Source organism: Candidatus Hydrogenedentota bacterium (assembly GCA_012730045.1).
Lineage (GTDB): Bacteria > Hydrogenedentota > Hydrogenedentia > Hydrogenedentales > CAITNO01 > JAAYBR01.
In genome coordinates this window covers 38,575-60,756 of record JAAYBR010000086.1, presented here as the reverse complement: position 1 = coordinate 60,756, position 22,182 = coordinate 38,575, and the positions used below count along the sequence as shown (strand labels likewise).

Below are 22,182 nucleotides of genomic sequence, written 5' to 3'. Positions count from 1 at the left end.
GCGACTCTGCGTTGAGTCTTCCCCACCCCTCGGACGCCCCCTGCGCTCGCGAGGCCAGCCGCCCCCAGCCGTCATAGGTCCGCGCCTCCGCCGTGCCGCCGTTCAGCGCCATTCCCGTCTGCTTATTCTCATCGGCGTGGGTTATTACACCGGAGTGCCAAGAAAAGCCGTCGCGAAAATCCCGAGGAGACAAAGAAGCAGCGCCTTGTAATAGTTTATTTTATCGGCATTAAAAGCGGGTGATATTAGTACATTCCAGAAAACCATCAGAAGAGGGGCGGCGATCACTGTGACTCCAAGAATATCAACAAATGACGCCAGCGCAACTTCAGAAAAGCTTCGGGCTTGCACAACAACATGCTTGACGCCAAGCATTGGGAGCGAGTAGAGCAAGACTTTTGACAATGCGACAAGAGAAAGGACAACTGCCACACCGGCAACATTCTTCATGTGTACCTCCTGGTTTGTCGGCTGAGTCACTGTGGGCTTTTGCGCCTCGAGCGTCATGAGTGCACTTCCTGAACAGCAGGCTAGCACATCCTGTATGGATTGTCAACTCCAGATCGGCTCTGGACGGGGCGGGTCTCCGCCTGGACACCTATCCTGCCTCAACCCCGCGCGGGCAAGCCCACGCGAAGGAAGGCGGCAGCAAGTTGCCGAACTCCAAGGCGCGCGTGGCGCGCGGGGATCGAAAACGGTGGGCTGGCAGACTGTTTACCTCTCCGCGCCCTTTGCGTTCTCCGCGACTCTGCGTTGGGTCTTCCCCACCCCTCGGACGCCCCCTGCGCCCGCGAGGCCAGCCGCCCCCAGCCGTCATCGCAAGGGACATGCATGCCCGGCGTTTTTCTGGACCGCCATATTTCCCCTTCGTCATATCGCCGCCCACACCCTTCGCCTCCCCCGGCCTATTTGTCCAACGGCCTAAAATGGACCCCCGCGTTTTCGAGGCGCTTGAGGTGCTCCGCCAGGCGGGCGGTGAAGTCTTCGTAGTCGCGGTCGGCCTGCGGGGTCCAGACGGCCTCGGCGAGGGCGCAGGCGCGCGGAAAGGCCATGTACTCGCAGTGTTCGGGCGTGGGGATGTACTCGCTCCAGAGCTGGGCCTGCGCGCCGAGGACGCGCGCGGCGGCGGCCGCGTCGAGTTCGCCGGGGACGGGGTCGAAACTGTAGGCCTTTTTGAGGGGGAGGAACCCGCCGATGCCCGGGGGTTCGCCTTCCGCCGGGGCCTGGCAATAGTCGAAGTAGGTGAAGGCCGTGGGGGCCATCACCACGTCGTGGCCCGCCTTCGCCGCCGTGATCCCCCTTTCCACGCTGCGCCACGCCATGACCGTGGCGTCCGTGCCGAGGCCGCCGTCCATGATCTCGTCCCACCCGACCAGCTTCTTCCCGCGGGCCTTGAGGAAGTCGTTCATCCGCGCGATGAAGTAACTCTGCATTTGGTCCTCGTCCGCCAGCCCCAGATCGGCCATGCGCCTCTGGACCGCCGGGCTCTTCTCCCACTGCTCCTTCGTGGCCTCGTCGCCGCCGATGTGGATGTGGGCGCCCGGGAAGAGGTCGGCCACCTCGGCGAGCACGTCCTGGAGGAAGAGGATGGTGGACTCCTCCGGGTTGAAGATGTTCGGGTTCACGCCCCAGTAGGTGAGCACCTGGAGGGGTTCGGTTGCGCTGCCCAGTTCAGGATAGGCGGCGATGGCGGCCTGCGCGTGGCCGGGCATCTCGATCTCCGGCATGATCGTCACATGGCGCGCGGCGGCGTGGGCCACCAGGTCGCGGATCTCGTCCTGCGTGTAGAAGCCGCCATGGCGTTTCCCGTCGAAGGTCCGGGGCTTCTTCGCATAATGGCCCACGAGCGTCTCGGCGCGCCACGCGCCCACCTCCGTGAGTTTGGGGTGCTTCTTGATCTCGATCCGCCAGCCCTGGTCGTCCGTCAGGTGCAGCTGCAGCCGGTTCATCTTGTGCAGCGCCATCGTGTCCACGAACTTCTTCACGGAGGCCGGGGGCATGAAATGCCGCGCCGGGTCCAGCAGCATGCCCCGCCAGGCGAAGCGCGGCCGGTCCTCCACCCGCACGCACGGCACCGCCCACACCGTCCCCTCCGCCCGCGCCGCGCCAAAGACCGCCGCGGGCAGAAGCTGCCGCAGCGTCTGCACGCCGTAGAACAGCCCCGGCCCCGCCGCGCCCGTGATCAGCGCGCGGTCCCCCGCCACCTCGAGCCGGTAGCCCTCCGGCCCCAGCCCCGTCTCCTCCGTGCGCAGATGGATGCTGTTCGGCCCCGCCTCCCCCGGGCCCGCCGCCAGCGGCAGACCCGTCGCCGGACGCAGCGCCTCCCCGAGCATGGCGGCCGCCGCCTCCGCCGCGGCGTCCCCCGCGGGAAACGTCACCCGCGTCGCGTCATCCAGCGTGAACGCGCCCGCCAGACACTCCATCTTCACCGGCTTCGGCACCACCGCCGGCGCCGCCTCCACCGCCGCAAAAGCCGCCACATTCAGCAACGCCATGGAAAGTATCATTACCCGTCTACCTGCGCCCGCGCCCGTCCCGTTCCGCCCGCAAGCTATCACGTTTGCGGGGGAAAGTCAAAGGAAGGGCACAAGCACGAATCGCCGGATAAGCGAACGAACTGGATCAGGCATGTGATGTCAGCGCGCGGCGGAGAGGGCCGTGTCTCGAAAGAAGAGGGCGCGGCAAGCGGCGCCCCTACCTGCCCATGCCCGGGCGCATGCGAAAACCCTCCGAACCACCGTCCGTAGGGGCGCCGCTTGCTGCGCCCTCTTAAGGCGCACGCCACACCCCCGTACACGCGGATCTTCCGATGTTACCGTCCGGACCCCGTGGGGGCGCCGCTTGCCGCGCCCTGAAGCGGATACGAAGGCCTCGCTTGCCCGGCGATCAGGGACAGGGAGGAACCGCACAGGTTTCCATGGGGGCGCCCCCGGTTCTTCCTTCCCGACGGCGACGGCACACGAGTCCAAATTCTCAGTGCGGCGGCGCGCCCCACGAGAACGGTTTGGGCGCGTCGGGGAAGGGCAGGCGGTTGAAGGGTTCGCCCCGGGGCTTCCCGAAAAACACAAAGTCCGCGAAGTCCATCATGGCGGCCCAGTCCCGGGGCTCCTCGTCGTGTCCGCCGTCGCGGTGCCACAGGGCGGCCTTGTCGCCCGCGCCGAGGAACTCGAACACCGGCAGCGCCGCGAGCAGGGTCTGCTGGGTGCCTTCGGGGTTCGCCCAGAGGTCCTCCAGCCCGATCACGTCGAGCAGCGCGCGCGGCGCGACCAGCGCCTTCAGGAAATGTTGGTCGAAGGGCAGACGGTCCTCTCTCTTGACGAACCCGCGCAGGCGCGGGGAAAACCAGTAGTGGAAGCGCTCGGGCCGGGTGATCAAGTCCAGCGTTTCCGCTTTCTTGGGCTGGATGCGGAAGGAACCCGAACCGCCCGCGCCGGAGGCGTGCGGCGCCGTCAGGGCGAACCGCTCATCAAGCGCGCCCGCGAGCAGGGCGGCCTTGCCGCAGCGCGAGTGGCCGGTGACGGCCATTTTGGACAGGTCCATGTCGCCCCGCGTGGCCAGATAGTCGGCCACACGCATGGCGCCCCAGGCCCACATGACCAGGCTCGCGCCGTCGCTGTCCGGATAGAAGGGATAGATGCCCGCCGACCGGTCGTCCTGGTCGTTGTCCACGTCATGGTAATCGAAGCCCGCGAACGCGTACCCGCGTTCGATCACCTGCCGCGCCGTCTCCTCGTTGTGCTTCCCGTACACCGGATTGACGGCCACGATGACCGGAAACTTCGGCCCGCCCTCCGTGGGGACGATCACCCCGGCGTGCATGGCGAAGCCGTCCCTGCCGTTCATGCGCAGCACGAACTCATGCACCCGCGCCTTTCCGTCGAACGCGTCGCGGACCGTCTCGTTCTCCACCGCCATGGAATCGGGCGCGGGGGGCGGGGTTCCGTAGGCGTAATGCAGCAGCATCTCCGTGATCTCGGCGCGGCGCGCTTCCCATTCCTCGCGGGTGGCCACGCGGCGGCCATCGCGCAGGAGGAAGGGGTCGGGCAGCTCCCCCAGCACCGGCAACTGGTCCGGCTCGGGAAAGACCGCCTTCGTGTCCGCCGCCGCACACACCGCCGCGCATCCCAGAAACGCCGTCACCAGCCCGAGAAACCGCATGGCACTGCTCCCGCCGCCTCTCCCGCGAGACCGGAGAGGGGCCGTTTGGAACGGTTTGGCGCGGGCGGGGAAGCGGTTCTCCCGCGCGCCCGCGTCTTATGGTACAATACCCGTGACATGCGGCATCCCTCCGAAGGGTGCGCAACCGCAGGATACTGTGGGGGCGACCAGGTTTCGACGGGGGTGGATGAAGCATGGGCTGCGTGCCGAGGACCCGCTGGCCTCGTAAAAAGCGGGAACCACATAACTGCGAACAACAGTTACGCTCTCGCCGCCTAAATAAAGGCGACGCGCCCCCTCCGCGACTGTCCGCTAGCGGATGCGGGGTGCAAACCAGCGGACCTCAAGCCGGGGGGTGGCGATGACCCGGTGCGAGTAGCAGTCGCCTAGCGAAGCGGAAAAGCGCGTCTGACGCGTTTCCGCCGGGCGAATCACCAAAGGACAGACTACGCACGTAGACGCCCATGTGGAAGCACCTTCGGACGCGGGTTCGATTCCCGCCGCCTCCACCATTCTTTTTTTCGCAACGGCGCTCCTTCGGAGAGGTTCTCCGCGGGAGCGTTTCGCGTTTTCGCCGTGTATTTGCAGGGGTTCCCGCAGTCTCCCGCCCCGCGGGATCAGGACTTGCCTCGCCGCATTTTTGCCCGATTCGGGCATGTCAAGCCAACAACACAAACGCCAGGCACAGTGACCGCCACACGCCGCCGTTACTCGTGCTTCGCCTTCCAAGTCTGGATCGCGACAGGAATGTCCGTGCAGAAGGCGTCCACGCCCAGACCGACAGCAAGGTGATAGTCCTGCAGACTTTGGCCGGGCCAGCCGGTCACAACGAGCCCGGCTTCCTGGGCAGCCCGCACTGCGGCCCGCGATGTTTCTTCCATCCGGCAGCCGATTCGCCTGATTCCCAGGTTCTGAGCGCGCTTCACGAGGTCCGGCGAACACGGCAAGTCGGTGGTGAGCAGCAGATCCGCATCCGCATCCAGAGTTTTGATGACTTTCAGAGGCCGTTCGTCAAAGGAGGTGCAAACATAGAACGAACCTTCCGGCTCATGGGCCTTAACGGCTTCGTGGAGTTTCCGGCAATACTCGTCAAGCCGCGTGTCCGGATACAACGCTTTGTCGCCGGTCTTCATCTCCAGTTCGAGATACACGCCGGGTTTGTCGTCGAAGTAGGACAGGAGTTCCTCCAGAAACAGGAAGGGTTGGCCGGTCTTCTTGCTGGTGACGGTGCGCAACTCGGCGGCGGTCTTGTCCTCCACCGCCCCTGTCGCATTGTGCGTGCGTTCAAGGTTGTCGTCGTGCAAAATGACCAGCATGCCGTCTTTGGTCATGCGAACGTCAGTCTCGAAACCGCGCAGCCCTTTCTCATAGCTCGACCGAAACGCATCCAGTGTGTTCTCATCGAATTCGTGCGCGCCGCCCCGATGGGCAAAAATGAGTCCTTTTTCCTGCGCGGAGACCGGGCCAATCGGACCCAACATGCCGCACATCATTAGGACCGTGACAGTCACCAGTCGAGTTCTCATTACGTCTGCCTTTCTCATTCGCAGCTGCCGCGGGCTATCGTAAAGTGGTTTGCGGACAAGGTCAATCTGTGAACTGTAACTTGGAGCGCACCGCGTCTGCAAACGCGCGAAGGACAGGACAGCGGCATGAAATGGGAATCACGGGAGCCAGTCCCGTTTCATTTTTCCTCGTTTGGAGACACGCCCCCCTTTGAGGCAGATTCGAGCGGCAGCGTGGCACGAGCGACAGCGACGGTTACGAAGCCGGATTCCCCGCCGCGTCTCACCACGTTTCCCCTTTGGCGAATCGTATCTGAAATTTGGGCACGTCCTGGTCGAAGATTTCCCCGGGGAAGACACTGTTGCGCAACGAATCGAGCAGCAGCCTGGCCAAGACCGTGACGTCCTCTGATCGTCGAGACCCTCGACCCAGGGGACGACCTGCGTGGCCGGCTTGCCATCGCGTTGCGTCTGTCGCGCCAGACGGTGCTTTCGACAACCCACTGCATGACAGGGGCTTATGCGGGAAAGTCCCACGCGCGATTCCACGCAGAGGACACTCTCCCAAAAACCCTTCCTTTGCGAGGCGCGTCGGTGCGCCGACAGCGATTCCGTAAACCGTTTCTACAAGACACCTTGGAAAGAACGATCAAGCAGAGCGCCTTTTCGTTTTCAGCGCCGAACCCTCCACCATTCTTCTTTTCCGAACGGCGCTCCTTCGGAGACTCTCTCCGAAGGAGCGCCGTTCGCGTGTATTCCTAGCGGCGTCCTTCCCTCCGAATCCGGGTCGCGCCGGCCACGGCTGCGAGCAGGGCAAGCAGGGCGCAGGCCGGAGCGCCGGCGACGGGCAGGTTGTGGGATTCGATGACGTCCACAAAGGCCTCATCGGACAGCTCGGCGCTGTAGTCGTCGGAGACCTCGCAGGTGTAGACGCCTTCGTTTTCGGGCACGGCGTCGGCGATGGTGTACGTTGGCGCGTCGGGCGCGCCGGCGATGGTGTCGCCGTTGCGGAGCCAGCCGTAGTGGAGCGCGCCGACGCCGCCTTCGGCCGCCACGGACAGCACGCAGCCTTCGCCCAACTGTATCGCGGCGGGCGCGGGCTGCTGGGTGATGCGGATGCGTTCGCCGTCGGCCACGACGAGCACGGCGGGGCTGGTGAACAGGGTCGTGGGGACCTGGTCCGTGATGGCGCACCGATACGCGCCGGAGTCGCCCGGCTGGAGGTTCTCGAACAGAAGCTCGGGCCCGTCCGCGCCAGGCACGGGGGTCTCGGCCTTGTCGAGGTCCTTGGCCGCGTCGTCGCGGTGCCACGCGTACGTGAGCGCCCCGAGCCCCCCTTCGGCGGCCACGGCGAACAGATGCGATTCGCCGCGGTACTTCACCGCGCCCACGGGCTGGCCGCTGATGCGGACGGGTTCGGCGTCGATCACGGTCAGTGCGGCCGCGTTCGACGTGAGCGTCGTCGGGAAATCGTCCTGGATGCGGCAGGCGTAGTCCGCCGCGTCGTCCAGGGTCAGGTCCGGCAGCGTGAGCTCGGCTGCCGTGGCGCCGGGCACGTCCACGCCGTTCTTGGTCCACTGATAGTGGATGGTCCCGTAGCCGTTGGCGACCTGCACGGCGAACGTGTGCGATTCCGTGCGGTAGCGCGTGGCGGCCGCGGGCTGGAGCGCGATCTCCGGGGGCAGGGCGTCGTAGACAAGGACCGTGCCCAAGTTGGACGCGGCGACCGAGTAGGCGTCGCTCGCCACGCACTGGTAGGCGCCGCTATGGGCCGGGGTCAGGGACGGGAGGTTGAACGCGGCGGCGTTGGGCAGGCCGGCCGGCGCGCCGTCACGGGTCCAGAGGTAGTTGATGTGCCCGAACCCGCCCTGAACGGCCACGGCCGCGGGATAGGACGCGCCGCGGTAGCACGTCAGGCTCGCGGGGTGGGCCGTGACGGCCAACGGGACGGCGTCGAGGACCTCGAGCAGGGCGGCGTCCGAGACCACGGTTGTGGGGACGTCGTCGTGGACGCGGCAGGCGTACGCGGCGGCGTCCGGGAGGTCCAGGGGCTCGAGGGTGAGGCTGGGCGTCGTGGCGCCCGGCACGTCCGCGCCGTCCTTGGTCCATTGGAAATGGAGCGTGCCCAGGCCGCCTTCAGCGGCCACAAGGAGCGTATGGCTCTGCGTGCGGTACTTGACCGCGCCCGCGGGGTGCGCGGAGATCACGGGCGGAAGGGCGTCGCGGACCTCGAGCGTGGCCGAAGCCGAGGACAGGCTCGTGACGTCGTCCGAGACCTGGCACGCGTAGGCGCCGGCGTCGGCCAGGGTCAACGGCCCGAGCACAAGCTCGGGCGCGTCGCCGCCCACGGGCGTGGCGCCGTCCTTGGTCCATTGGTAGTGGATGACGCCGACGCCGCCACCCGGCGCGACGGTCACTGTGAACGCATGGGTTTCGCCGCGATACTTGGTCGCGCCCGCGGGCTGGCCGTCCAGCGCCAGCGCCGCGCCCGTGCGCACGTCCAGCACGGCGGAATCCGACGTCACGGAAGCGTCCGTGTCGGACACGATGCAGGCGTACGAGCCAGCGTCGGCGGGTGCGACCGGGTTGATGGACCACGAGGCATCTGTCCGGCCCGGCAGGGGCGCGCCGTCCTTGGTCCAGACGTAGCTGAGCGGGCCGTAGCCGTTCTCGGCGACCACGCTGAGGTCGTGGGCGTCGCCGACGTTCCTGACGGCGCCCGCGGGCTGCGTGACGATGGTGATGGGCAGGGCGTCGCGGACCACAAGGCTGGCTTCCTGGGTCGAGACGCCGAGTGAGTCTATCTCGACGACGCCGCGCAGCACGTGGGTTTCGGCGAGGTCGTTCCACTGGCCGTCGCCGCGCATCTGGCCGCACCATTCGATGCCGGCGGCGTGATTGGGCTCGCCGTCGCCCCAGTTCGTATAGGCCGTGGGTTCGCCGCTGGCCCAGGTCCATTCGTCCTCCATTGTGGGATCGGCAAGGCCGATCCAGAGGTCCTCGCCGCCGAAATGGCCGAACAGGAACGCGTTCTCCGCGTCGCTCGTGACCGCCGTCAGATGCCCGCCCAGAGTCTGGGCCCACGCCTCGGCCTCGGGCCACGTCATGGCGGAAGGCGTCAGGCGGTAGAAGTGGCCGTCATACGCGATCCAGTCCGCGGCCGTGTCGTCATACACCCGGCAGACATAGGCCCCGGAGTCACCGACCGACAAGGGGCCGAGTGCGAGCGAGGACGTGGTGGCGCCGGGCACGACGGCGCCGTTGGCGCTCCACTCGTAATGCAGGGTCCCGAGACCGCCTTCCGCGGCCATGTCGAACACGTGCGACTGGTCCCTATAGCGGTTCGCGGAGGCGGGCTGGAGCGTGATGGTGACCGGCGGCGCGTTGATGATGGCGATGCTGGCCGGGTTCGACACGGCGCTCAGGCCATGGTCGTCCGTGGCGCGGCACGCGTAGACGCCGGCGTCGGCCGGCGTGAGCGACGGAATGACGAGGTCGGCGTCCGTGGCGCCTGGGATGTCCGCACCGCCCTTCAGCCACTGATAGGCGACGGCGCGGCCGGCGCTCTCGGCGAGCGCGGAGAGCGTGTGCGCCTCCGTGCGGTAGCGCACCGCCCCGGCCGGGTGCAGCGAGAAGCGCGGGCCGGAGTCATGCTCGAACACGCCCAGGTCCACTGCCCCGCCCAGGACGCGCGGGCCGCCGCCCAAATCCGTGGACACGCCGGCCGCGGCGGCCGTAACACCCGCGTCGCCCGCGGGCGAGCCGGAGCCGACGTGATAATCTATGACGAGGAAGCCGTCGCCGGCATCAACGTAGCCGTCCGGGCCCGTGGCGCTGGTGACGTCGCCGAGGACCTCGACCACGTCGGCCGTGTTGTCCATGACGTAGGCCTGGCGCGGCTGGGACGTGTCGGGATTGATCAGCCGGCCGGCGAGCGCGCCGGGGGCGAAGGGCGCGCCGGACGTCGTCAGAACCGTGACGTTGCGGGCCGCGTCATACGCGGGCGGCTCCGTCCAGGCGCCCGAGGGGCCCATCACGAAGAGCGGATCGGGATTGCCGAGCGCGTTGTCGTGGCAGTCCGCGACGCGGCGGCTAATTTCGTGGCCGCCGGTCAGGCCCGTCGCGCCCTCGTCAACGAAGTCGGCCCAGCCGTTGTTGCGGAACATGCAGTGGTCAACGACCACGTCGGAGGTCGCGTCCTCTTCGCGGATGCCTTCGTTCCACATGCCTTCGATGATGCAATTGGTCAGGCTCGGCTTCGAGTTCGTGTTGACGACCACGCCGCTCGGAATCTCCCAATTGTCCGTGTGATGGCTGCGGTTGCGGCTGAGCGTGCAGTTGATGAGGCGCGGGTTCGAGTGGCCCTGGCAATAGAGCGCGCCGGCGCACCAGTTGACCGTGTAGTTGCCGCTGATGACGCAGTTGACCAGCGTCGGGCTGGCGCAGTCGTGCGCGAACACGCCGCCGCCGCCCGAGCCGTGCCGGGTGGCTCCGTTCATGGCCCACGTGGCGGCCGCGTTGCCGCTGATGACGCAGTTCACGACCGTCGGGGACGACATGATGCAGCCGAGGCCGGCGCCGTAACGGTTGCGGTTGGCCGCGATCACGCAGTCGGAGATGCGGGCATTCGCGGCGCGGTCGCACATGATGCCGCCGCCAAAGTCGCCGGTGCCCATGCCGATGTTGCCGATGACCGTGCAGTCCGTGATCTCGACCGGGGACTCGGGCCCGAGATAGATCCCGGCGCCGCGGAACGCGCACTTGTTCTCGCGGACCACGCAGTTCCGGATAAAGCACGTGGCGGCCGCGCCGTGGACCGAGACGCCGCCCCCGTGCTCCTCGCTGAACCCGTTGCGCGCGGTGAAACCGTCGAGCCCGGCCCCGGCGATCGCGCCGAACGTGACGACCGTGCCCGTGTTGCCGCCGTCGAGGACGGAGACGTTCGCGCCGGGGACGCGATCGGCCAAGGTTGCGGCGCCGGGCGCGAACCCGCCATAGACCTCCACGCCGTCGGCCATGACCACGTGTTCCTGGTACACGCCTTCGGCCGTCCACACCCACGGCCGGACGGGGCCGGGAGCCGCCGTGGCCGCATCCAGCCCTTCCTGGACGGTTGCGTAGGCGTGGGCCCACGACGTGCCGTCGCGGGGGCCTGGCGCCGAGCCGTCAACGTAGATGACGTCGCGCACGCGCAGTTCGGCGGGCAGGGCCTGGGCCGAGCCGAGCGTGACGTTCTGGAACAGGATCTCGCCGGTGTGCGCGCCCACGGGCAGGGTCTCGGCGTTCGCGTTCACCGACAGCGTGACGGCAACCGTCTCGCCCGGCGCGAGAGAACCCGAGGCCGGCGCGGCCGTGGCCCACGCCGGGGCCGCAACGCTCCACGCCACGCCGTCGGGGCCGGCGTTCGTCAGCGCGTACGACGCCGTGTCCGGCGTGAACGGGCCGCCTGCCCGGCCCTGGGCCAGGAAGCCCGTCGGCGGCGCGAGGTTCAGCTGCGGAGACACGCGGAGCGCGGCCCCGCGCACGCAGGCCCCGCCGGCCGTGATGTTTTCGAACAGGAGATTCTCGTAGTGCAGCCCCGGGGCCAGCGCCTGCGCGACCGCGCCCACGAGACTCACCGCGACTTCGACCGTGCCGCCCGGGGCCAGGGTTCCGCTGGACGGCGTCACGGCGAGCCAGGCTGGCGCGCCGGTCACGGCCCAATCGAGCGGGGCCAGGCCGGTGTTCGTCAGGACATAGCTGGCCTCGTCGGGCGCGAACACGCCGTGTTCGATACCCTCGGCCGCGAAGGGCGTCTCGGGAGTCACCTCGAGGTCGCCCGCCAGACTCCAATTGACAATGGGTGCGGCCGGGGCTGCGGCCAGGCCGGCCAGCGCAGGAGCGGGCAGGCCGTCCAGGTACTGGGCGTTGGCCAGGGCGGCGGCGTTGTCCGCATTGGCGCGCTGGCCCGCGAAGTGCATCAGCAGCACGCCCGCGTGCGCCGGAACGACCACGGGGTACGACACGGAGTAGGGCGCTTCGGATGTCGAGGGCGCCACCGGGAACGCCACGGCGTCCGGCGTCACCCCCGCGCCCGCGCCCCAGAAGTTGAAGCTGAGCGAGGGGTCATGGCTCGCGCCGCCCGGGCCGTCGTCGTCCGACGTCAGCCAACGGTCCCCGGGGGTGAACGCCGCGTCGCCGCTGGACGTGGCGATCACGCGCTGGCCCTGGTCCGCGCCCAGATCACCGAAGATCGCGACGTCGGCCTCGATCGGCGCGTCGCCGGGATTCTCGAGATACTCCAGGAAGCAGGCATAGCCTTCCCCGGCGGTTTCGGGCACGAAACAGCGCCGCGTGACGACCAGTCCGCCGAGCGCCTCGGGGCCGGTTACGACCACGCGCCCGGCAAGGTCCGTAGTCAGCGCGGACCGGGGGAAAACCGCGCCGTTCACGGACAGGCGCACGGCGCGGTCGTAGGCGTCAACGGTCTCGGCGATAGTCGGACTGCCGTCCGCCACGGCACCGTCCGTGATGAAGTCCCAATAGTATCCAGCGCCGTCTTGAAGGAAATGGACGGCGTACCAGTATCCGCCCTCACCCTCACCTTCTCCTTCGCCCTCTCCTTCGCCTTCACCCTCGCCTTCGCCTTCGCCTTCGCCTTCACCTTCGCCTTCACCTTCACCCTCACCTTCGCCCTCGCCTTCACCTTCGCCCTCGCCTTCACCTTCGCCCTCGCCTTCACCCTCGCCTTCGCCTTCACCTTCGCCTTCGCCGCCCAGGACATCGAAGCTGTTGCTGTCTCCCGTGTGTCCTTCGGCGTCCTCCGCCCGCAGCCGCATGGCAAGAGCGCCGCCGAGGACGGTCACGTCGCCGGACCACACGCCGTTGACAAAGTCCGTCGTGGTGGTCGGCGCGACCGGGATGGGGCTCCCGCCCCATAGCCGGATGTTGGGAACGCCGTCCGTGGCCGAAGGCGCGGGCGTCCGGTCCGCCCAGGTCAGCGGATCGCCGTAACCGCTGTCGGTTCGGTAATACAGCGACCGCGTCCCGCCGGGCGTCGAATAGCGGCACGACCCGTCGGTAGAGTAGCTGCTGTTGTTGAAACTGAAATCGATCATGAGGTTGTCTACGCCGTTGTACGCGAAAGACGTCTGGAAGTCGAAACGGGTCCAGCCCGTGGCCGTGACCGACTCGTTGCCCTGGTATACGACGGTCCAGTCTGTGCTCTCCCATGGGGGCGATGCGTCGTAGGCGCTCAGGGTCGTGTGCTTCATGCGGATGGTCCAGGCGCTCATGAGCTGGGGCGGTATGGCGGCGACCTCGAGGGCGAGCGCGTCAATGACGCCGGCGCCGCCGATCTCGGATTGGAGGTAGATGGTCTGCGTGCGGGCATCATGGTAGAACGTGGCCATGGGATAGGCCCAGCCCGCGGTTCCCGTGCCGATGGTCTGGCCGCCGCCCAGGCCGCACAGGCCCTGAAGCGTCACCGGGGCTTCGAACGCCGTCACCGTCATGCCCTCGGAGTCCACCGCCGCGATCGTCGCAGGGAACGCCGCGCCCGCGTTCTGCGGCGACGCGACCGGTTCCCAGGAGAACGCCGCGGCCGGCCGGGCTGTGAGCGTCACGGTCCGCGCGACGCTGCGCGTCAGCGAGAGGTCCGTGAACGTCAGCGTGTCGGCATGCGCGCCTGCGGGCAGGCCGTCCGCGGCGGCGTTGACGCTCACCGTAATTTCCACGGGCGCGCCGCCGGCCGGAATCACGCCGTGGTCCGGGACGGCCGTCAGCCAGGGCTGGACGTGTTGGACGCGCCACTCGACGGGCTCGGCGCCGACGTTGGCGAGCGTGAATGTCGTGGATTCCGGGGCAAAGGGCCCGCCGGCCGGCCCCGCGAAGTCCGCGCCGGCCTCAGGGCTCACCGCGAGGGCGTCGGGCACGTCGCGCAGGAACCGGATATCGTCGAGGTTCCAGCCGGGGTAGTCCGCGAGGCTGTCCGTGGGGCCCATGGCCCAGCGGACGCGCCCGGCGGCCGCGTCGGCCAGGGTCTCTGAGAGGTCGAAGACGCATTCGGTCCAGGCCGCGTCCGAGACGTGGTCGGCGCCGTTCGCCCAGACCTCGGTCCAGGCGCTTTCATCGGGGCTGACCTCGAGCCGGGCGTGGTCCGCCCAGGCGGACTCGACCCCGAGCCACCGATAGCACTGGAGCCACACGTGTCGCGCGCCCGAGAAGTTGAGCGCGTCCGTGGTCAGGGTGTGCGGCGCCACGAGATTGGGCTCGTAGTCGCCCGCGAGGTTGTAACCGTAGACATTCGCGCCCGTGTGCGCCGCGGCCGGGTCGTGATGGAGCGACCCGCCGCCCAGGGGCGCGCCGAACTGCCACTTGCCTTCCCGGGTCCAGCCGGGGTCGGTGTCGAGCGGGAAGAAGTAGGCCGTCACCAGCGTCTTGAACCGATACGCCCGTCCGTCGTTGTCGTCCGTCACGGCGTTGCCGCCGCGGTCCCACACGTCTACCTCGAAGTAGTAGACCGCGTCGGATTCGAGGCCGGTCAGCGTGACCACGTGCTCGTCACGCAGGAGCGGATCGGCCGCCTCAAAGGGGTAGGGCCCGCCCGCCGTCAGGCCGTAGCGCACGCGCGCCGTGGCCGGACGGTCCGTGGCGAACCCGATCTTGGCCGTGCGGACGGCGATGTCGTAGACGTGGACGCTGGCGATGGCCGGGGCATCGCATTCCGCCTCGGCCGTGTCGTGAACCGTGGCCGGGCCCGCGCCACTGTCGGCGTCCTCGTACGTCGCCGTGATCGTCTCGCCCGTGGCGGTCTGGAGCGTCCCGTCGCCGACGGACAGGGCCGCGCCGGATGTCGCGATGGCGCCGGCGAACGCGCCGCTGTTGGGGGGCGTTTCGGTTAGGGCCAGCGTTTCAAGATCGCCGCCGGTGGCCGTCAAGAGGACGTTCTGGCTGCCGGCGCCGGCCAGGTCCGTGTCCACCAGGCTGACGCCCAGCGTGTCGGCGCAGGAGCAGTACGCCTGTTCGAGGAAGACCTGGCCGGCGGACCCGCCGGCCACCGCGGCCGCGCCCTCGTAGGGATAGTAATTGGCCGCGGTGATCGTGACAGCCAACGGCCCGCAGGATTCGGGGGCGATCTCGGCCTCGAAATGGCCGGCGGCGTCCGCGATCCCGCGCGCGTACACATCGTCCTTGGACAGGCAGACGCGCGCGCCGGGCGGGCAGCCTTCGACCGCGAACGTCTGGCGGCCCAGGGGAATGGCTGTGGCGTGGGTCGGGTGGGCCGTGGCCGGGTCGGCCGTGTACAGGGGAAGTTCGGGGTCGCCCATGAGGTTGAGCGAGAACTGCACCCACCGCATCGAACCGTCATAGGAACAGCTGCCGATCCAGTATTCCTTCGTGCGGGCAAACACGGACCCGACGTGGCCCGGATACGCCGCGGGCAGGCCCTGGAACAGGAGTTCGTAGAACGTCCGGTCGTAGAGGAACGACGTGCCGTGCGACGACCCGCCCGTGTCCCATCCGAAGCGGCTGCCGCCGATGTAGGTCACAGCCCCGCCGTGCGGATTCCGCATGAAGCCTTCGCTCAGGCTCGGCTCGGCTATGTCGAACGCGTTCGTCGAGCACGCGATCGTAAGGACGTTCGTATAGGCGTTTGTGTTGCCGACAGCCCCGGCCGCATCGGCCGAGTACCCCTCACCACGCTCCGTGGCGAAGATCGTCTCGCCGCCGTGCGTGGACATGTGGTAGAAGTTGTAGCCCCGCAGGATCTGCTCGTTCATGTTGGGCGTGCACACGTCGTACCCCGGCCCGGCCGCCAAGGGCTGCTCCCCATCGCACGCGCCGCCCGCGAAGTCCGTGTTCGAGTCGTAGAACCGCCAGCGGGCCCCGGACCAGTACGGGTGGATGTAGCTGGTGAACATGGACTCGGACTTGCCTTCCGAGTCGCCCGCGCTCCACAGCTTCACCCCGGTCAGCAGCATCTCCTCCGCGAACCCGCCGGCCGGGATGTGTTTCTCATAGGCCAGCGTTTTGTTGGCCACGGCCTCGGCGTCCGCCACCGTGCGAATCGGGAGCCGGCCCACAAAGACGTCCGGACCCATGTCTATGGTGTCCGTGGTCTCCGCGGCCAGGCCGTCGCCGTCGTCGTCCCAGTTCATGTCGTCCAGGCCCGCGTAGTAGAGGTCCGTGGGAATGGCGGTGTCGCTGTCCGAACCCATGTTCACATAGCAGTCGCGGTCCGGGACGATGGCGTCGTCGCCGGCCAGCGCGACCCATAGCGTGCCCTTGCGCTCGACATACTCCTTGATGCAGGCCTTGATGCGTTCCTGGGTGTCGGCCCCGGGGTAGTTGGCGCAGATCCATTGGACGTCCACAGCCTCGGCGGGCACGCCCTTCTTCGTCTTCCAATCGAGCAGCGGCTGGAACGCGCCGAACATCGACGCGTCCCCGATGAGGAGATACTGAACCTCTCCGGATTCGGTCATGGACAGCGGCCGCATCGGCGCGTATTCCGGCTTGTCCGCGGCCTCGGGGTTGATGACGTCCTCCCGGACCAGGCGCTCGAACGTGGGCGACGGCACCGCGTACGCAGCCGGCGTCGCCGGGGCCGCCTGGGCGCCAAACTCAAGGCGCAGCCGGATCGCTGTGCGCAGGAGCACCTGCTGCCTGGCCGGGACGTAGTCCACGGGATAAACCCGCACAATCGCCATCCGATAGCCCCGCACGAGCGCCGTATCAACCAGCACGGCCGCTTCCGGATGCAGGGGTCCCGTGGCCGCGTAGGCCGCCGGATCGGGCGGGACGAACGCGGCGTCGCGCAGGCCGTTCGTGGGCACAGGCGGCTGCGCCGGATGCAGCATGTGCGCGCCCTTGAGCGGGACTTCCTCGAGCACCTCCGCCGAGACGGCCGCCACGGCGCGCTCGCTTGGGATGAGAATATGGACGTTGCGCACCGGCAGCCACGGCGCGCCCGGGGCGCCCTCGAGGGAGCACTTGTCGCCCGCGATCTCGACGATGTCAAAGCCGTTCTCCGCGGACAGGCGCAAGTCGGCCTGGGACGTGGTGACGACGAGTTCGTCGGGCTGAGCCGCCGCGCCGGCGGCGACGGCGAGCGCAATGATCACGCCGGCGGCGACGGCGTACGGGCGCGGCATGGCAAGGGAAGTCATACTGTGTCTCCTTGCCCTGACGAAGGCCTCAGGGCGTTTGAAAAAGATAAACCCCAACTTCAACAGGAATAGTGTGCCTCAAACTCGCGCGCACGTCAAGTCCGACCGGGCCTCAGCTCAACGATCTGGGCCGTTAGGAAATATCGGCGCGGTGCTCAATTGTAGCGCAATATGATGGTGGAACGGTTTAACCAGAGCGGCGCGGCGGGATTCAAGGTCTAGGCGGAACGCGATGGGAGTCTCAGGGCAAAGCGATTGTGGATGCAAGAAAGCATGATCAAGAAGGGCGCCTTTTCGTTTTCAACATCGCCCCCCCACCATTGCCTTGAATGCAACGACGCACTCCCGGGCCGGCCCGGGAGGGCGTTCTACGTTCCGGGCTTGAACCCGCCCATGGCACGCCTTGATGCCGGAGCCGTGACAGGCGCACAGTATTCAGACGTGCGGCGGTGGTTGAGGCTTCCAAATCTGGAGGGACAGATATGCCGATCCGGTGTCTGAGGCGATGCGCCGCCATACTGGCCCTGCTTGGAACCGCGCCGGCGTTGCCGGCGGCGGCCGACGCCACTTCGGAGTATCGCTGGGTCAAGATTGCCCTGGAGGCCCCGTTCACGCCGCGCGATGGCGCCGGCGCCCTGGTGTACAAGGACAGAATGTGGCTCATCGGCGGCTGGAACAATGTGGACAAGGCCTATTTCCCGCGCACCTGCGTCAATGACGTCTGGAGCACGGCCGACGGCGCGGCCTGGGTCATGGAGCGGCCGAACACCTTCGGCAGGCCGGAATTCGATGCCGCCCGCGAGTGGGAGGGCCGCCACACCGCCGGCTGCGTTGTCTTTCAGGGGAAGATGTGGATCGTGGGCGGCGACCCGCTGCAGGGCCACTACCAGAATGACGTGTGGAACTCGGCGGACGGGAAGAGCTGGACGCAGGTGAACCGGGGGGCGCCGGTTCCCTGGGGCCCGCGGGTCCTCTTCCACACACTGGTCTTTGGGGACAAGCTATGGGTGATGGGCGGGCAGACCACCCCGCAGTATGCCCCGGCGGCGGAGCGGTCTTACAACGACATCTGGAACTCTGAGGACGGGATCCACTGGAACCGGGTGGTTCCGGAGGGGGAGCACTGGTGTCCGCGCGGCCTGATCGGCGGACAAGCCGTCTTCAAGGACCGCATGTGGATTCTGGGCGGGGGCACCTACGACACGCCCGCCGTCCCGGAACGCCGGTTCTTCAATGATGTGTGGAGCTCCCCGGACGGCGTCTCGTGGGAGTGCCTCGTCCGCCACGCGCCGTGGCATCCCCGTGAGTATCATGACGTGGCGGTGTTTGACGGCAGAATGTGGGTGATGGAGGGGTGGAACAGGGAGAACCGGAACGACGTCTGGTGTTCCGCCGACGGCGTTCAGTGGGAGGAGATTCCGGACACGCCCTGGAAGCCCCGGCATGCCGCGAGCGTCTTTGTCTTCAAGAACGCCCTGTGGATGGTGACCGGAAACAACATGGAGTCCGATGTCTGGAAACTGGAACGGGTGAGGGAGTCCGCACCATGAAGAAGAGCCTGCCGCTTTCCATTGTCCTTCTGTTCCTCGCGCTTTCCGCGGGCGCCGGGCCGGTGAGCAGGCCGGCCACGGAGGTCCTGCGCGACCCGCTCCCGTCGGAGGATCTGGCCTGCACTGAAAGCGACACGGCGATCACCGTTCAGGGGCCGACGTTCCGTTACGTCGTTGACCGGGCCACCGGCGCGGTCTCCGAACTGCAGGCGATGCGTGACGGCAAAGAGGTAGTCAGGCTCAGCAAACCGGCCACGCTCTGGCTCGATGACGCCAGTATGGCGGTGTCGGCCAGGGGCGCCACCAAGATCCTGAAACAGGAAAAGGACCAGGTAATTCTTCGGACGGAAGGCGTGTGGTGTCCCGGTGTGGCGTGCGCAATCCGCCATGTCCTCTACAACGACGGCGTGCTGGTCTCGGAAGTGACTTTGACGCCCGAGACGGACCTGGTCCTGCGCCAGGGGATCCGCCATGAACTGGAAGCGGCCGGCCGGTTCACCGGCTATCTGCACAAGCGCCGCGACACCGAGGGGATGGACTGCTTCCAGGGGGCGCTGCCGGAGCCGGGCGAAACGGCGCGCATGCACACGCCCACCTCCTGCCTCGAAGTGTTCAGCGCCGAGGCGGCGCTGGCCATGTTCACCGACATGGGCGACTTCCACCGGGCGCCGGCGGAGCTTGACACCGCCGCGGTCCGCGTTGATTCCGGCGGGGAAGGGGAGGCCACCCTCGGGCTGCACCAGCATCTCATCCATGTCGGCCCGGATGCGGAGCCGTTCACCATGCGCGCGGGCGAGCCGTTCACCTTCCGCGTCGGGCTGGCTGTCGCGCCGAACCGCCTGCCCCACCCGCGCCGGCCGGACCTGCGCATGTTCATCTGGGTGGGTGACGGGAAGCATCCCTACCCGTCCGACGATGAGATCAACACGGCGGCGCGGCTCGGTTTCACCCTGTTTCAGATGCACCGCCTGGGGCCGCCCGGACAGCCGCGCCCGCCCGCCGAGGAACTGGACCGCGTCATCCGGACGGTTCATGACGCCGGCATGCTGTTCATTTGGACGGCGAACGCCGACCTCCAGTACGCCCATGCGGAGCGTGTCGCGGAACTGGTCGCGGAGGGCAGGTGGGACCTGTGGCGGGGATTCAACTACGGGGGGAAGTACACGGCCGCGATGGACGGCTTCTGCAACACGCTGGCCACGTGCCTTGCGGCGCCGAACGGACTGGCCGGTTACCGGATCGAATGCAAGAGGCAGATGCTCGAACGGTATCCGGTTGACGGCATGTACATAGACGACAATCTGCCGTATGCGAACTGCACGCTCTGGAGGGAGCACGGGCACCCGCAGCCGGTCTACGACTGCCTCATCGAGCTGCATGACATGAACTGGCGGCGCAGGCAGGTGCTGCGCGAAAAATGCCCCCATGCCGTGCTGATTGACCATTCGAGCCACGGGTTCATTCTCCCGGCCATTTCCGCGTTTGACTGCCACCTCTTCGGTGAGGGCTACAGCTTCCCGTCCGTGGAGGCGTTTCGCGCCACGTTCGGCACGTATGGAAACATGCACGCGCAGGGCTGCCTTTTCGCGGGCGACAGCGAGACCACGCGCTGCGGCGCCGAGGTGGCCTACGCGTTCGACCTGCTCACGGGGGGCGGGCAGTACTGCTACCTCGACTGGCGGCTCTGGCCCGAAAAGTTCCCCCATGCGTCGGGCGTCAGCGCCCACGAGCCGCTCTTTGTGAGGACCTACAATCTGGCACAGTACGATTTCGGCCTGTACGAGTGCGGGCCCATGGCCGAGCTTGGAACCACCGCCGCGGGGCTCTACGGGACGCTCTATCACAACCGCGTATGGAACGAGAACTTGGTTGTGCTCGCGAACATGAACCAGGACGCGGCGGCCTGTTCGCTGGCTGATCCCGGCGCGCCGCTGGCATTGCCAGGCGAGACGGGGCCGACGGTTGTCTATGACATCCACGCCCGCAGCGCCGTGGTGGCTGGTGACGGCCGGGCGGAGGCGTCCTTTGTGAATGTTCCCCTTGAGCCGAACGAGGTCCGGCTGCTCCATGTCCGGAAGGTCTCGGCGGGCGCGGCCTATCACCAGTGGGGCGGCAAACGCATCTCGGAGGCGTGGGACGCGGACGGACGCAGGCTCTCGCTGCGGCTCCAGGGCCCGGGCGGCATGGAAGGGGTGGTCGTGCTGGGCACGGGCGGAAACACCCTTGGGCGGGTCACTGTGGACGGGAAACCGGCGGAGTTCTTCGCCGATCCCGGGCGCGGGCTGGTCCATGGAAAAGTGACCTTCGCGCGGGGGCCGGTGCGCCTGGAAACGGCCGCGGTGTCCGATACGGGCGCGGGCGCACTGCCGCAGCGGCCCATCACGGCGGACGAATTGACCACGGACTACAGGGGAAAATGACAGGGACGGGTCGCGAAGGCGGGTCCGTGCCCGTGCGGGGGGGAATGACCGCGCAAGAAGCCGGGTTTCCGTTGAAAGAGAAATGGTGTGACAAACGATGGCCGTGATTCTGGACATAGCGCGGGAAACCTGGGTGGTGGCCGGACAGATGTCCCCCTACCTGCTTTTCGGGTTCCTTGTGGCGGGCGGGCTGAGCGCCTTTGTGTCGCCGGAATGGTTTGAGCGCCATCTCGGCGGACGCGGCTTCAGACCCGTTCTCAAGAGCGTGCTGCTGGGCGTGCCGCTGCCTTTGTGCTCCTGCGGGGTGATCGCTGTGACGGCGTCCATCCGCGCGCGCGGGGCGAGCCGCGCCGCGGCCACGGGCTTCCTGCTGTCCACGCCGCAGACCGGGGTGGACTCCATTCTGGCGACCTGGGGCATGCTGGGGCCGCTCATGGGCGTGTTCCGCCCGGTGATCGCCCTGCTGAGCGGCCTGCTGGGCGGCGCGCTGGTGATGCTCTTCGGTGAGCCGGAGGAAACCGCGCGGGCGGCGGACCGCAAAGCGGAATGCTGCCCGGACGGCTGCCATGACGGGGACGCGTCACCGCCGGCGGGGGCGTGGGCGAAGACGCTGCACGCGCTGCATTACGGGCTGGTGACGCTGCCGGGCGACATTGCGCGGCCGCTCGCGGTTGGAATGGTGATCGCGGGGGCCGTCTCGGCCCTCGCGCCACCGGGGGTGCTGGGCCCCTCGCTGGGGGAAGGGCTTCCGGCCATGCTCGTCATGATCGCCGTGGGCGTGCCGTTGTATGTCTGCGCCACGGCGAGCATCCCACTGGCGGTCAGTTTCGTTCACCTGGGCGTTTCGCCGGGGGCGGCGCTGGCCTTTCTGATCGCGGGCCCCACGACCAATGCGGCGACGCTGGCGACGGTGTGGAAAATGATGGGGCGGCGGACCGCACTCCTCTATCTGGCGGCCGTCGTGCTGACCGCCCTGGGCGCGGGACTCGGCTTTGACGCGCTCTCGCTGGGCTTCTCCGGCGGCACCCTGGACCCGGCCCACGCGATGCACGGCGCGGAGGCCGGGGGCGGCCCCCTGTGGGCGGCCGTGCTGGTGGGCGTGCTGGTGTGGAGCGTGCTTGAGCCCCGTGTGCTGCGGCGGGTTTCCCGCGCCGCCGGGGAACGTCCCGTCCCTGCGGGGGCGGCCACGGTCACCCTGGAGGTGGGCGGCATGACGTGCAGCCACTGCGCGAACGCCGTGGCGCGCGCGGTGCGCGGGGCTGCGGCGGGCGCCGAGGTGGTGGTGGACCTGGCGGCGGGCCGCGCGACGGTCACGGGCGGAGACCTGCCCGCGGAGGCCCTCGCACAGGCGGTGGCGCGTTTGGGGTATGATGTCCGCGTGTCCGAATGAGCGGACCAC

General features: G+C 68.0%; 8 protein-coding genes and 1 other RNA gene. 4 read left to right on the top strand and 5 right to left on the bottom strand.

The window, feature by feature from the left end; translation table 11 throughout:
- Positions 1 to 144 precede the first annotated feature (144 nt).
- From GXY15_08940 to GXY15_08930, 3 genes are all read right to left on the bottom strand, one after another.
- Complete coding sequence (locus tag GXY15_08940) at positions 145 to 507, bottom strand: hypothetical protein (GenBank protein NLV41336.1); 363 nt, start codon at positions 505 to 507, stop codon at positions 145 to 147.
- 398 nt (positions 508 to 905) lie between these two features.
- Positions 906 to 2,495 carry a beta-N-acetylhexosaminidase gene (locus GXY15_08935; protein NLV41335.1) on the bottom strand — a complete coding sequence of 530 codons (1,590 nt, stop codon included), beginning with the start codon at positions 2,493 to 2,495 and terminating at the stop codon, positions 906 to 908.
- A gap of 478 nt (positions 2,496 to 2,973) precedes the next feature.
- Entirely contained in the window at positions 2,974 to 4,158 is a 1,185-nt protein-coding gene (locus GXY15_08930; protein NLV41334.1) for a hypothetical protein, read from the bottom strand.
- Positions 4,159 to 4,317: 159 nt separating this feature from the next.
- On the opposite strand from GXY15_08930, the gene ssrA reads away from it, so the two are divergent.
- Positions 4,318 to 4,670: a transfer-messenger RNA gene (ssrA, locus tag GXY15_08925) on the top strand.
- Between the two features lie 195 nt (positions 4,671 to 4,865).
- Here the strand turns inward: ssrA and GXY15_08920 are convergent.
- The gene (locus GXY15_08920) at positions 4,866 to 5,684 is read right to left on the bottom strand and encodes a glycerophosphodiester phosphodiesterase (protein NLV41333.1); all 819 of its coding nucleotides are present in this window, start codon (positions 5,682 to 5,684) and stop codon (positions 4,866 to 4,868) included.
- Between the two features lie 737 nt (positions 5,685 to 6,421).
- Complete coding sequence (locus GXY15_08915; protein ID NLV41332.1) at positions 6,422 to 16,813, bottom strand: hypothetical protein; 10,392 nt, start codon at positions 16,811 to 16,813, stop codon at positions 6,422 to 6,424.
- A gap of 482 nt (positions 16,814 to 17,295) precedes the next feature.
- Between GXY15_08915 and GXY15_08910 the strand changes: the two genes are divergently transcribed.
- The 3 genes from GXY15_08910 (at position 17,296) to GXY15_08900 (ending at position 22,173) form a co-directional block, all read left to right on the top strand.
- Positions 17,296 to 18,363: a hypothetical protein gene (locus tag GXY15_08910; GenBank protein NLV41331.1), complete on the top strand. Its 1,068-nt coding sequence runs from the start codon at positions 17,296 to 17,298 to the stop codon at positions 18,361 to 18,363.
- On the top strand, positions 18,360 to 20,783 hold the full coding sequence (locus GXY15_08905; protein ID NLV41330.1) for a hypothetical protein: 2,424 nt from the start codon (positions 18,360 to 18,362) through the stop codon (positions 20,781 to 20,783). Before GXY15_08910 ends, GXY15_08905 begins: the two co-directional genes overlap by 4 nt.
- A 97-nt stretch (positions 20,784 to 20,880) precedes the next feature.
- Positions 20,881 to 22,173 (top strand): SO_0444 family Cu/Zn efflux transporter, encoded by a 1,293-nt coding sequence (locus tag GXY15_08900; protein NLV41329.1) that lies wholly within the window; start codon positions 20,881 to 20,883, stop codon positions 22,171 to 22,173.
- Positions 22,174 to 22,182: the final 9 nt, after the last annotated feature.

Bases quoted from the DNA above. Each gene is read 5' to 3' on its own strand.
- GXY15_08940 (NLV41336.1), bottom strand. From the start codon at position 507: ATGACGCTCGAGGCGCAAAAGCCCACAGTGACTCAGCCGACAAACCAG.
- GXY15_08935 (NLV41335.1), bottom strand. From the start codon at position 2,495: ATGGCGTTGCTGAATGTGGCGGCTTTTGCGGCGGTGGAGGCGGCGCCG.
- GXY15_08905 (NLV41330.1), top strand. From the start codon at position 18,360: ATGAAGAAGAGCCTGCCGCTTTCCATTGTCCTTCTGTTCCTCGCGCTT.
- GXY15_08900 (NLV41329.1), top strand. From the start codon at position 20,881: ATGGCCGTGATTCTGGACATAGCGCGGGAAACCTGGGTGGTGGCCGGA.
- GXY15_08930 (NLV41334.1), bottom strand. From the start codon at position 4,158: ATGCGGTTTCTCGGGCTGGTGACGGCGTTTCTGGGATGCGCGGCGGTG.
- GXY15_08920 (NLV41333.1), bottom strand. From the start codon at position 5,684: ATGAGAACTCGACTGGTGACTGTCACGGTCCTAATGATGTGCGGCATG.
- GXY15_08910 (NLV41331.1), top strand. From the start codon at position 17,296: ATGCCGATCCGGTGTCTGAGGCGATGCGCCGCCATACTGGCCCTGCTT.
- GXY15_08915 (NLV41332.1), bottom strand. From the start codon at position 16,813: ATGACTTCCCTTGCCATGCCGCGCCCGTACGCCGTCGCCGCCGGCGTG.